Source organism: Selenomonas sp. oral taxon 892 str. F0426 (genome assembly GCF_000468035.1).
GTDB lineage: Bacteria > Bacillota > Negativicutes > Selenomonadales > Selenomonadaceae > Centipeda.
The window spans coordinates 1-11,689 of the sequence record NZ_KI260528.1; the positions used below are offsets into that span (position 1 = coordinate 1).

The 11,689-nt window shown below is 53.1% G+C and carries 11 protein-coding genes and 3 pseudogenes; 4 read left to right on the forward strand and 10 right to left on the reverse strand.

Features of this window, described 5'->3' with window-relative positions; all coding sequences use genetic code 11:
- Nucleotides 1-212: 212 nt before the first annotated feature.
- The 3 genes and pseudogenes from HMPREF1992_RS02780 to HMPREF1992_RS11445 form a co-directional block, all read right to left on the reverse strand.
- Complete coding sequence (locus HMPREF1992_RS02780) at nucleotides 213-1,619, reverse strand: DUF389 domain-containing protein (protein ID WP_021684293.1); 1,407 nt, start codon at nucleotides 1,617-1,619, stop codon at nucleotides 213-215.
- Between the two features lie 35 nt (nucleotides 1,620-1,654).
- A pseudogene (locus HMPREF1992_RS02785) lies at nucleotides 1,655-1,801 on the reverse strand (magnesium chelatase); the annotation flags it as partial.
- A gap of 150 nt (nucleotides 1,802-1,951) precedes the next feature.
- Nucleotides 1,952-2,101, reverse strand: a complete 150-nt coding sequence (locus tag HMPREF1992_RS11445; protein WP_156023438.1) for a hypothetical protein — start codon at nucleotides 2,099-2,101, stop codon at nucleotides 1,952-1,954.
- A 221-nt stretch (nucleotides 2,102-2,322) separates the two neighbouring features.
- Between HMPREF1992_RS11445 and HMPREF1992_RS11725 the strand changes: the two genes are divergently transcribed.
- The 4 genes from HMPREF1992_RS11725 (at nucleotide 2,323) to HMPREF1992_RS02805 (ending at nucleotide 7,222) form a co-directional block, all read left to right on the forward strand.
- The gene (locus tag HMPREF1992_RS11725; RefSeq protein WP_021684295.1) at nucleotides 2,323-2,553 is read left to right on the forward strand and encodes a hypothetical protein; all 231 of its coding nucleotides are present in this window, start codon (nucleotides 2,323-2,325) and stop codon (nucleotides 2,551-2,553) included.
- An 84-nt stretch (nucleotides 2,554-2,637) separates the two neighbouring features.
- On the forward strand, nucleotides 2,638-4,383 hold the full coding sequence (locus HMPREF1992_RS02795; RefSeq protein ID WP_021684296.1) for an ABC transporter ATP-binding protein: 1,746 nt from the start codon (nucleotides 2,638-2,640) through the stop codon (nucleotides 4,381-4,383).
- Nucleotides 4,376-6,136: an ABC transporter ATP-binding protein gene (locus HMPREF1992_RS02800; protein ID WP_037358251.1), complete on the forward strand. Its 1,761-nt coding sequence runs from the start codon at nucleotides 4,376-4,378 to the stop codon at nucleotides 6,134-6,136. Before HMPREF1992_RS02795 ends, HMPREF1992_RS02800 begins: the two co-directional genes overlap by 8 nt.
- A gap of 129 nt (nucleotides 6,137-6,265) precedes the next feature.
- Nucleotides 6,266-7,222, forward strand: a complete 957-nt coding sequence (locus tag HMPREF1992_RS02805; protein ID WP_021684298.1) for an arsenic resistance protein — start codon at nucleotides 6,266-6,268, stop codon at nucleotides 7,220-7,222.
- Nucleotides 7,223-7,326: 104 nt separating this feature from the next.
- Here the strand turns inward: HMPREF1992_RS02805 and HMPREF1992_RS11090 are convergent, their stop codons facing one another.
- The 7 genes and pseudogenes from HMPREF1992_RS11090 to HMPREF1992_RS11730 all read right to left on the reverse strand — a co-directional run.
- Nucleotides 7,327-7,494 (reverse strand): FeoB-associated Cys-rich membrane protein, encoded by a 168-nt coding sequence (locus HMPREF1992_RS11090; RefSeq protein WP_021684299.1) that lies wholly within the window; start codon nucleotides 7,492-7,494, stop codon nucleotides 7,327-7,329.
- Between the two features lie 25 nt (nucleotides 7,495-7,519).
- The gene (feoB, locus tag HMPREF1992_RS02810) at nucleotides 7,520-9,415 is read right to left on the reverse strand and encodes a ferrous iron transport protein B (RefSeq protein ID WP_021684300.1); all 1,896 of its coding nucleotides are present in this window, start codon (nucleotides 9,413-9,415) and stop codon (nucleotides 7,520-7,522) included.
- Nucleotides 9,416-9,430: 15 nt separating this feature from the next.
- Complete coding sequence (locus tag HMPREF1992_RS02815) at nucleotides 9,431-9,655, reverse strand: ferrous iron transport protein A (protein ID WP_037358255.1); 225 nt, start codon at nucleotides 9,653-9,655, stop codon at nucleotides 9,431-9,433.
- A 140-nt stretch (nucleotides 9,656-9,795) separates the two neighbouring features.
- A pseudogene (locus HMPREF1992_RS02820) lies at nucleotides 9,796-10,701 on the reverse strand (recombinase family protein); the annotation flags it as partial.
- Between the two features lie 140 nt (nucleotides 10,702-10,841).
- Nucleotides 10,842-11,090, reverse strand: coding sequence for a DUF86 domain-containing protein (locus HMPREF1992_RS11095; RefSeq protein WP_231366944.1), 249 nt, complete (start codon nucleotides 11,088-11,090; stop codon nucleotides 10,842-10,844).
- Between the two features lie 110 nt (nucleotides 11,091-11,200).
- Nucleotides 11,201-11,506, reverse strand: a complete 306-nt coding sequence (locus tag HMPREF1992_RS02825; protein ID WP_021684304.1) for a nucleotidyltransferase family protein — start codon at nucleotides 11,504-11,506, stop codon at nucleotides 11,201-11,203.
- An 82-nt stretch (nucleotides 11,507-11,588) separates the two neighbouring features.
- Nucleotides 11,589-11,689: pseudogene (locus tag HMPREF1992_RS11730) on the reverse strand (competence protein ComM); the annotation flags it as partial.

An 11,689-nucleotide genomic window follows, 5' to 3' on the forward strand; every position in this document is an offset into this window, starting at 1 on the left:
CTTGTTGCCTAATGATTCTTTGCAAAAGAAAAGAGATTCCAGTCGCTAGGTGGGGCGAATGGAATCTCTCGTTGTGTGTTATAAGCTTGGGAGCTTATCTGGAAAAAGATGCACTCCTTCTCTATGAAGAGCCTCTAATGAAAGACGCACAGCATTACACGATCTGAATGATTATGTAGTCTCATGCTTTTTCACGATATGTGGACTCCGTCCTAAGATACAGTTCCTCCTTTGTTTTCATTTGTTGCCGGGACTTCAGGAAGGAAGTGCACCTCTACACGGTTCTTTGCTTTGTCCGAAATCCATTCGGTCAAGCGAGCACGCGACGCTTCGTCCATATCCGATTGCAGATATATGAACGCAATTTGCGTTTCACTCAGAGCAGCCGATTGATCCCCAGTCCCGGCGGGTACGCGTACACTCCCGACAGCGATGCGGGAGATTTGCGGAAATACAATACGCGCCTCTCGATTCCAGTCCAATATGTAAGCTCCCTGCTTCTCGCTTTCCTCGCGGGCTGACTTGAGTGCGGTCACAGTCTGCTGCTCCTGCATAGAGGGAATGGCACTTTTTTCGACCTCGCTGAGTCTCTGATCGATCATCGCCTCCATCTTTTCCCGCTCTTCCGCCGTTTCGGCAGAAAAGACCTCCAACTGGAACGGCCTGAGGTATTTCTTTTCATGCAGCTTCTCCGTCAATGCCGTCAAATCATCCTCCGATATTCCGGCAATCGTAAACACTGTCAGCATTTTCTTCTCGTTATCCAAAGTATAGGAGATTGCCAGACGAGGTGGTGCTTTGAAATTCTCCTCGATATAAATCTTCGCCTGCTCGTTCTCCAGATTTTTCTGCACGCTTTGATACGCAAAGAAACAGCTGGGCAGCGTGACAAGCACTGCAAAGGCCATCAGGTAGCGTTTCTGTCTTGAAAATTCCACGGAGTTGCGCTCTATCTTGGAGGGAATGTCAATGATTTTCAGGACGATGAACGCCGTCAGACAGATAAAGAAGCTGTTGATAAAGAACAGGTAGAGTGCACCCACGGTGTACGCCATAACGCCCGTAGCAATGCCATATCCTGCAGTGCAGAGAGGAGGCATCAGAGCTGTTGCAATCGCAACACCGGGGATGACATTCCCGCCCTCTTTGCGTGTTACGCCGATGATTCCTGCCAAGCCGCCAAAGACAGCAATCAAAACGTCCCAGATGGTCGGCGATGTTCGTGCAAGCAGTTCCGACGAAGGGCCATCGATCGGTGTGAGGAAAAAATAAAGCGTCGATGCAGCAACCGAAATGATCACTTGGGCGAGCAGACTTCCTGCACTGGAACGACTGTATGTGCTGTCATAACGGGCAAGCCCATAGCCAATTCCAAGGATCGACCCCATCAGCGGAGAGATCAGCATCGCACCGATGATGACCGCCGTGCTGTTCATATTGAGCCCGATGGAGGCGATAAAGATCGCCAGCATCAGGACACTGAGATTCGTCCCCCGAAATCGCACACCGGCGTTGATCCGCTTCGTAATTTCCTGTGTCGAGGCAATGTCGCCATGCAAGTCAAAAAAATCTTTTAGTTTCTCCCAAATCAAACAAACAGCTCCTTCGGTCTCTATCATTAGGATGTTCGTTATTTATAGAAATAATACCACGCTCTTACGAACATCGTTAATTCCTTCACCGACGTATCGGGAAGCCCGACCAACTCAAAGCCCGGCAGCCCCGGTGACACATCCACCTCAACGTCGATAATCCGTCCATCTATCCCGAGGGTCGTCGCACCATAGGTCTTTGCAAACAACGGCCTTCCCTCCTACGTTTCAAATATAAGAGAATTATAACACAGGATAGGGGTTGTTGCCTAATGATTCTTTGCAAAAGAAAAAGAGACTCCACCCGCTAGGTAGAGCGAATGGAATCTCTATCCTATCCGGAGAATGGTGTATCCCCATCATGCACGCACGGATTTTCCTGCCGCGAATGCAAAGACAGCGGCGAGCAAAACAAAGCCTGTGATGATGCAACACATGGCGACGGACGTGCCATCCGAGAACACTGCGAGGAGTACGGAGGAGATCATGCCGCTGCCGTACTGGAGCACACCGATGAGTGCCGTCGCAGAACCCGTGATCTCATCCGGAGCTTTGGAGAGCGCCGCCGCGTGTACTGATCTGAGGAACTCTGTACCAGCGCGGGCATCCTCACCGTGCTGCTTGGCACAATCACGGGACTATCCACTGCGATTCCATTCGTCATCCTCGCGCTGTTTGTCCTCGGTGTTGGATTCCCATTTCGACAGGTATTGTCCTGCGCTATCTGCCGATGGCTGATGCGGGCGTTGGCGGTGCCATCCTGACGACGGGGCAGCAGCTCGCAGGTGCACTCGGGATTGTGCTTACGGGTGAGTTTCTCATGGGAGACGGCGCATCCCTCCGCTCTCCCACAGCCTATGTGGACGGTCTCACCCTTCAGGTGTGCACCGCATCGGCTGCGCTCTGCTGCGCCGTTTGCCTCAGCCGTATCCCCAGCGCCACGCAGAATCCACAGAGATAATCAAATTTTTCCGCTTGCCACAAATTTTATATCACCCTATAATTGATAACAAAATCCAATCGCGTTGATTATGGAGGTTTTCTTATGGAAAACACAAGCCCTATGCGGCGACTCTGGCAACTCGCCGCTGCGGAGCATGGGCGGCTGCGCATGGCGATTGCACTTGCGGCACTCGGCGTACTCGCGGGGATTGTTCCCTACTGGGCGGCGGCAGAGATGATTACAGCACTCCTCTTTGGCGCAGTGGAGCCGCGCTTCTATCTCATCCTATGCCTTACTGCCTTCGTCGGCTATGCCCTACGCAGCATCCTATATGCACAGGCTCTTGCGCTGTCGCATCGCGCGGCATTCGCTGTACTACGCGACATCCGCACGCGCGTCCTCGAGAAGCTGCCAAAACTCCCGCTCGGTGTCGTGATCGATCACGCAAGCGGTGCGATGAAGCACACGATTGTCGATCAGGTTGAAAGCATGGAGCGCACGATTGCGCACCTATGGCCGGAGATGACAGCAAATACATTTGGCCCCTTGTGCATCTTCATCTATTTGCTCATCCTCGACTGGCGCATGGCGCTGCTCTCTCTCGTCTCGATTCCCGTCGGCATGGTCTTTATGGCGATCGTCATGCGGGACTACGAGGAAAAATACGAAGGGGCGGTGCGGACAACGGACGAGATGAACGCCGCCGTTGTCGAGTACATCGGCGGCATCGAGGTCATCAAGGCATTCAACCAAGGTGCAGCGTCCTATGAAAAGTTCTCGGAAAAGGTTCGCGCAAATGCCTCGTACTACTATCACTGGATGCTGCACTGCCAACTGCCAATGTCCGTCGGCAAGGTGGTATCCCCGACCACGCTCATTACGATCCTGCCTGTGGGCTGGCTCTGGTATCAAGACGGTACTCTTCCGATGGATGTCTTTATCCAGACGATCATCCTCTCCCTCGGGATCGCGGGTCCGCTGCTCGCCTCAATGTCCTTTATCGATGCACTCGCAAAGGTCGGCACAACCGTCAGTGCTGTCGATTCCATTCTCTCTGCTGAGGAGCAGCACCATGCGACGACGCCGATTCCCGTTGAGACGACGGACATCTCGGTTGAGCATGTCTCCTTTGCTTACGACGGAACGAACAACGTCCTAGACGATATCTGTCTCACGATCCCGAGCGGCACGCTGAACGCATTTGTCGGTGCAAGCGGCAGCGGGAAATCGACACTCGCACGTCTGATCGCCGGATACTGGGACGTACAAGACGGCACAATCCGCATCGGCGGACACGATCTGAAGGATATCCCGCTCACACAGCTCTATGATCTGGTTTCCTTTGTCGCACAGGATACCTATCTCTTTGACGACACGATCCGAGAGAACATCCGTCTCGGCAAAACATCGGCGACCGATGCCGAAGTCGAGCATGCGGCAGAGCTTTCGGGCTGTGCCGACTTCATCCGCAGGCTCGAACGTGGTTATGATACCGTTGTCGGCAGCGGCGGCAGCCATCTCTCGGGCGGCGAGCACCAGCGCATCGCGATCGCACGCGCGATGTTGAAAGACGCCCCCATTGTCATCCTCGATGAGGCAACGGCGTACATTGACCCGGAGAACGAGGCCGTCATCCAGCGCGCCGTCGCACGGCTGATCGCGGGGAAGACGGTCATCATCATCGCGCACCGTCTCTCTACCATCACCGATGCGGATACGATCTTTCTCATCGCGGGCGGCACAGTCGCAGCATTGGGAACGCACACACAGCTCCTTTCGGACTGCACGGAATACCGCAGCATGTGGCAGGCACACATCAGTGCAAAGGACGGTGATGCAAATGATTGACGCACTCAAAAAAATCTGGGCGTTCACGGGCAGCGAGCGAAAAAATCTCAACCGCTCAGTGCTGCTCGGTGTGCTCTACGCCATATTCCACGCCCTGCAAATTGCAGCACTCTATGTCGTCCTGAAGGGACTCATGGAGCACGCGGACGGCATGGATACGGCGATGCAGGCACTCGTAATCCTCGCCGTCAGCATCCTCGGTAGATCCGTAGTCGAGTATATCTCACAACTGCAGCGCGTCCATGCGGGCTACTTCATGGCGGCGAACAAGCGCATCGCCATCGGAGAGCGTCTCAAGCGCGTCCCAATGGGCTATTTTAACGAGAGCAGCCTCGGACGGATCACGGGCATCGCAACAACTGTTCTGGGCGATGTGGAGGAAACTGCCTCCATGGTTCTCGTCAACACGCTGACCGGCTTCCTGAATACCCTCATCCTCATCCCGATGGTCTTTGTCTTCGATGGGCGCATCGGCGCCGTCTTCATTGTCGGCATCGCCCTCTATCTGTGGGTCACAGCGACCATGGAGGAAAAATCCCGCATGCTCGCACCGAAACGGCAGGCGGCACAGGCATCGCTTGTCGAGGCTGTACTTGAGCAGCTGCACGGAATGCACGTCATCAAGGCATTCAACCTCACGGGCAAGGGCGATAGACAGGTGCGCGATGCGCTTGCCGAAAGCGAGCGAGCCAACCTTTCGATGGAGCGTCTCTTTACCCCATACGTGGCTGCACAGGAACTCACCCTGCGTTTTTTCAGCATCCTGATCATCGCCGCCGCACTCTATGCACATTGCACAGGAACAATGTCCCTGCTCGATGTGATTATGTGCATTGTCTTCTCCTTCATTGCCTATCAGCAGCTCGAATCTGCGGGCAGTGCGCTCTCTTTGCTCCGCGTCGTATGCGCCTCCATCGACGAGGCAAACGAAACAGATGCCATTCCACAGCTCGATGAAAGTGGCAGAGATATTGTCCCCACGCATCATGATATCACATTGGACCGCATATCCTTTTCCTACGGAGAACGACCGATCCTCCGCGACATTTCCGCAGAGATCCCCGAACGCAGTCTGACGGCGATTGTCGGGCCGAGCGGTTCCGGCAAGACGACGCTGTGCCATCTCATTGCACGGTTCTGGGATGTCGATGCCGGCACAATTACCATCGGCGGGCACAATGTCAAGGAATACACGCTTGCGTCCCTGATGGCACAGATCAGCATTGTATTTCAGCGCGTCTACCTCTTCCACGACACCATCGAAAACAACATCCGTTTCGGACGACCACAGGCGAGCCGCGCAGAGGTCATTGCGGCAGCAAAAAAGGCAGCGTGTCATGATTTCATCACGAGACTGCCGAACGGGTATGAAACAATGGTCGGCGAGAGTGGCGCAAACCTTTCGGGCGGCGAAAAGCAGCGCATCTCCATCGCCCGTGCCATTCTCAAGGACGCGCCCATCATCATCTTTGACGAGGCGACGGCGAACGTCGATCCGGAGAACGAGGATCGGCTGCAGCAGGCAATCGAAGCACTGACGCAGGACAAGACCGTCATCATGATCGCCCATCGGCTGAACACGGTTCGAAACGCCGCGCAGATCCTCGTTGTAGCAGACGGCAGGATCGTTCAGCGCGGAACACACGAAGAACTGATCGCCAAGGACGGCATCTACGCCGACTTCATCGCATCGCGCAGAACAGCCGTCGGGTGGAGGCTGTCATCTTCGACAGATCCGTCCAAAATCGGATGATCGCGGACATAAAGACATCCTCTCGCCCCAACACATTCGTTGGAAATTTGTACTCCACTTATGTTACAAATTTGCTCGACCATAACAAATTCTCGTATGCAAATCACGTTCTTACAGAGGAGGTGAAGGATGAATTTTGCTGCAATATATCAGCCGCTGCTCATCATCGCAGCGGCGCTGGCAGGAATTGGCCTCGGATATATGACATCATTCTGCGAGATCGCCTCGCATATCATCACGCCGGCACTCATGGCACTCCTCTATATTGTTTTTCTCTCCGCAGACGGCAGTGAGCTGCGTGCGGCGTTCCAGAATGTCCGCTTCACATTGACCGCCACCGCAGTCAATTTCCTGTGGACACCCGTTTTTTCCTATGGACTGGGACTTCTTTTCTTTCGTGAGAACATCGATATGCAGCTTGGGCTGATGATGCTCCTCGTGACACCATGCACAGACTGGTATCTCGTCTTTACGGCGCAGGCACGCGGCAACACGGTACTCGGGGCCTCGATCCTGCCGCTGAACCTCGCACTGCAAATTCTGCTCCTGCCTGTCGATCTGGCGCTGTTCTACGGCGATGCCATCCGTATAACCGATGCGGAGGTCGTTCGCAGTGCTCTGGTCGTGCTTCTCCTGCCGTTGGGACTCGCGGCGTGCAGCAATGCACTTGGACGCATCTCCCCGCTTATGGCACGCAGCATCGCTCATCTCCGCACATGGGGAGACGCGTTGCAGCTTGGCTTTCTCATGACTGCCGTCCTCGCTATGTTTGCATCGGAAAGTACGGTACTGTTTGCACATTCGAAGCTCTTCGCCGATATGCTCCTCGTCATGCTGATCTTCTTCAGTGTCAACTACTTGCTCGTACGTCAGCTTGGTGTACGTCTGGGCTTTCGGCGGGCAGACCTCACGGCACTCAGCTTCACCACGCTCGCACGCAACTCGCCTCTTGCCCTTGCGATTGCCGCCGCTGCATTCCCTGATCGTCCACTGACCATACTCGCACTCATCATTGGGCCGCTGATCGAGCTTCCGGTACTCGCTCTAATTGCGCAGCGCATCCGAAAGACACAGACCCACGAATGATATCTGCTTCTCCGGACAGGAGCTTGACGGGTTTTTCAGCGATCACTTCATATATGAGCTCTTGTAGACAGCAAAAAGCGCGCCCCCTAGAGAGCGCGCTTCTCTTATTTTTTCGGTTGTTCCGATGAATGGCAGCAGGCAGGAGGTTCGTCACATGACGAGCAGCTGCTGCCGCAGCAGTCCTCTCTGCCCAGGCAAAAATTCCGATAGACATGGCGGACTGCAAAAAAGAGCGCAGCTGCCACAAATGCGCCGACGACATAGGTCGCCATAAGAATCCCCCCTCAGAGCCTCCCATCAGAAGCCGAGTATCCGACCAATCTGATAGACAAGAAGCGAAACAAACCAAGCAATCGCGAACATATATACGGCAGAGAAGCCGACCCATTTCCACGCGCCCGTCTCTTTCCTAAGCGTACCGAGTGACGTGACACACGGCGTATAGAGCTGTGAGAACACCATGAAGGCAAGCGCAGAGAGGCTTGTAAACGCTGCGCCCATACCTGTCTGAAGCATCGTGGAAGCCGTATTAGCCGCATCTGCCGCCTCGGTCGAGACATCGGCAACACCATAGAGAATGCCGATTGTCGCAACGACCGTTTCCTTCGCCATGATGCCGGAAAGGACAGCCGCGCCAGCCTCCCACGTTGCAAATCCGTGGAATGTGAAAAGCACAGACATCCAACCGCCGAGCGTCGCGAGGATGCTGTCCTCAATCTCGCACGGACCACTGAAGTTGTAGTTCGACATAAACCAAAGGATGACCGATGCCGCAAAGATAATCGTACCTGCCTTGATGAGATAGCCCTTGCCCTTGTCCCACGTCTCTAGGAGAACCGAATTCATATCGGGCATACGGTACGGCGGGAGCTCCAACAGAAAGGTCGAGCCCTGTGCCTTGAACAGCGTCGAACCGAGCACCTTCGCCATGATAATAGCCATGACCATACCGATGATATACATAAGGAACACAACGTTTGCTGCATTGTTGGGAAAGAACATCGCCGCAAACAGAGCCATGATTGGCAGCTTCGCACCGCACGTCAGGAACGGTGTGACGAGGATCGAGATCATGCGATCCTTTTCCGAGTCGAGCGCACGTGCCCCCATGATGGACGGAACGGCGCAGCCGAAGCCCATCATCAGCGGCATGATCCCCTTACCCGTCAGCCCGCAGCGGCGCATGATCGGATCCGTGATAAACGCGATACGCGCCATGTAGCCCGTGCCGTCGAGGAACGAGAGGCAGAAGAACAGGACGAAGATGAGCGGAACGAACGTCAGCACTGAGCCGACACCCGCGATGATGCCGTCCGTGACCAGCGAAACCATCCAGTCCGCGACCCCCGCCGCTACAAGCGAATCCTTGACAAAGTTCAGGAACTCATCGTTGATGAGCACCTCGAGTTCGTCGGCAATGGGCTGTCCGATCCATGTAAACGTGATCTGAAACACGCCATAGAGAATCAAAAGGAAAATCGGCAGCGCAAGCACACCGTTTGCGAGAAAACGATCAATTTTCTCCGATCGCGTCGCACCGACATTCTGCACAGTTACGGCATGTCGCACAACCTGATCGATGAGTGCATAGCGCGCCTCGATGATCGCCTCTTGCTTCTCCGCCTCCGTACGCGAACTGCTCTCGATCTCATGGATCTTCGCGATATGCTCCTTGACGAGGTCGCTCGGCTGGTACCTTGCCATGACCGTACTCGTAAAGACATCGAGCAGCGTCTTTGTACTCTTGCTGCTGCGCCCCGTCGTCTCGACGGTGGGCATGCCGAGCGCCTCTTCGAGCTTCGCCGTGTTGATCTTGATGCCGCGCCGCTGTGCATCGTCCTGCATATTGAGATCGATGAGGAGCGGAATCCCCTTCTCAAGGAGCTGCACCGTAAGGAAAAGATTGCGCTCGATGTTCGAGCTGTCCACGACATTCAGGACGAGATCCAGCTTCGTGCTCGTCAAGTAGTCGATGACGATTTGTTCCTCCGGCGAGCGGGCGTTGATGCTGTACGTCCCCGGAAGGTCGACAATGGAAATCGCCCGCCCCTTGTAATGCGTGTGACCGATTTTCTTGTCAACCGTGACCCCCGGCCAGTTTCCGATTTTCTGACGCGCACCTGTCAGTGCGTTGAATATGGTCGATTTGCCGGTATTCGGGTTTCCGGTCAGTGCAACTGCCAATTCTGACATATCTCCGCCCTCCCCTTAACCGATTTGCTCGACAGATATGAGTGCTGCGTCCTCGCGCCGCATGGCGAGATTATACGAGCGAATGCCAATCGCGATCGGGTCCCCCATAGGTGCCGAACGCAGAACCGTCACCTTCGTCCCCGGAATCATCCCCATCGACATAAGACGCTGCTTGAGCGGTGACTCGCTGATTTGCAGAATCTTCAGCGTCATTCCTGTCTTCCCATCCTTCAGTGTCAATCAAGATACCTCCTAAGATCCACATTATTATCAATGCAAATGATAATGAAACTATCTCTACAACGTGTATGATACCTTATCCCATATTATTCCGTCAAGTACTTCCATGGAGCAAATACACTGTACCAATCTAATGAGCGTCATCCTCCAACGCCACTCTCAATCCCACCCTTAAAAACAACAACAATCTGCCCGTCCTTCTTGACCACAATGTAATCGAGCAGTCCGCTCCACAAATCCTCGTCAAACTCAGCCTGCTCCTCGTTGATACCACATATCACTTGAATTATGGTCTCCAAGGTGTTTCTCTTACTCTCCCTCTCGGCAATTTGCTCGTCCAACCTCGCTAGATGCCCCTGCTTTTTCACATAGAGTGCGCGAATCTCATTTTCCTGTTTCAGATACGCATTCTGATCCTGTGCCACCCGTGCATTCTCACGAATCAGTGTTTCAAGCCGTTCTGCCAAAACACCGAGTTCCTGCTCTATTCTTTTACGCTCCCCAATCAACTTCCCTGTCTGGCAAACATCATCAACCAGCGACCGAAGTTCTGCAATCACGTGCTCTTTGACTTCCACCAAGGAATTCAGTGCCTTGACGAAAATTCGTTTGATTTCCTCTTCCGTCAAATGCCGTGTGCTGCACGGCTTCCCCTTGTGAGCATATTTCTTGTTGCAGCGGTAGATGACTCTGCGGTACTTATCGGTCGAGTGCCAGACCTTCGCACCGTACCAACCACCACAGCAGCCGCATTTTATTTTGTTCGCGAAGATACTCACGCCGCTGTGCTTGCCGTTCTGCTCTCTGCGTTTTATCTCCGATTGCACAAAGTCGAACAAATCTGGCGAAATAATCGCCTCGTGATGTTCCTCCACATAGTACTGCGGAATCTCGCCCGTGTTTTTCCGTCGCGTCTCATCGAGAAAGTCCGCCGTATACTCTTTCTGGATCAGCGCATCGCCACGATACTTCTCGTTGGTGAGGATGGAGCGCACTGTGGAGATGTACCACTTGTCCTTTCCCGACGGGGATTTGATATTCCGTTTGGAGCGAATACAGAGTCCGCAGAAGAGAGCTCTCTACATGGGTGATTCCACATAAAAACGACTGCTACACAAGGTACATATCCTTATGCAGCAGTCATTTTTATGTGATGATACAGTTTCCTAGAGAGTCGTCATTTGTGTCATACAGCATCCGTATTCTCATTTTCCGTCAAGCACATCTCTAGCTGTCTTATCAAGATTGGTAATTCTTCAAAAACGACTTCCGCTGTAATATTCCAGTTTGTTCCATCATAATCATGCACAAGACGATGCCGCAAGCCTGCGATCATCGCCCATGGAATCTCACTATGTTTCGCTCTATACTCCGGGGTCAAGTTATGGCTATGCTCCCCTATATTATATAGCGGCGTTGTGACAAGCCACTGCAACGGCAACTATGTCATCAGTGCTTCTTTTTCAATGCTATTTTTTAGGATATATTCCTGCAGGCGAGCAGCATAGTCATATATCTTTTGAACTCTTTGTCGATCGGAATACTTCATGCCACCAAAACCTTTTCTTTCATAATTGTTTTGTAAAAATTACTGTCCGGGTTGACTTCACCAATCTCAAAAACATCTACTTTTTTCTCTAACGTTTCTCGCAAATCCTCTGCCAGAGCAAAAATCATCGTTCGCTTAAACTTTTCTCCACCGTAAACCAAAAAATCCAAATCACTATTTTCGTCTGCTTCACCTCTCGCATATGAGCCAAACAAATAAATCTCTTTCACACGGTATTTATCAGCAAGTGGTTTTACCTTCGCAACGATATGTTCCATTGTAAAGACAGGCTTCTGCATCATAATCCCTCCTGTTTACTCATATCATTATATCATATAACCAGGCAGCTCTTCCCCTTTTCCTCTGATTGCCATACGATGCTGGAGAGAAAAGCGCACTATGCACTGCCGTCTCGGGGACCATACCGTAGGATGCAAGGAGACCGACGGCTATCGGCAGATCAAGCCCGGAACTGTCCTTTCGCA

Coding starts and splice junctions, on each gene's coding strand:
- HMPREF1992_RS02795 (WP_021684296.1), top strand. CDS start 2,638: ATGGAAAACACAAGCCCTATGCGGCGACTCTGGCAACTCGCCGCTGCG.
- HMPREF1992_RS11725 (WP_021684295.1), top strand. CDS start 2,323: ATGGCTGATGCGGGCGTTGGCGGTGCCATCCTGACGACGGGGCAGCAG.
- HMPREF1992_RS02825 (WP_021684304.1), bottom strand. CDS start 11,506: ATGATGCAGAAGCCTGTCTTTACAATGGAACATATCGTTGCGAAGGTA.
- HMPREF1992_RS02805 (WP_021684298.1), top strand. CDS start 6,266: ATGAATTTTGCTGCAATATATCAGCCGCTGCTCATCATCGCAGCGGCG.
- feoB (WP_021684300.1), bottom strand. CDS start 9,415: ATGTCAGAATTGGCAGTTGCACTGACCGGAAACCCGAATACCGGCAAA.
- HMPREF1992_RS02800 (WP_037358251.1), top strand. CDS start 4,376: ATGATTGACGCACTCAAAAAAATCTGGGCGTTCACGGGCAGCGAGCGA.
- HMPREF1992_RS11090 (WP_021684299.1), bottom strand. CDS start 7,494: ATGGCGACCTATGTCGTCGGCGCATTTGTGGCAGCTGCGCTCTTTTTT.
- HMPREF1992_RS02780 (WP_021684293.1), bottom strand. CDS start 1,619: ATGATAGAGACCGAAGGAGCTGTTTGTTTGATTTGGGAGAAACTAAAA.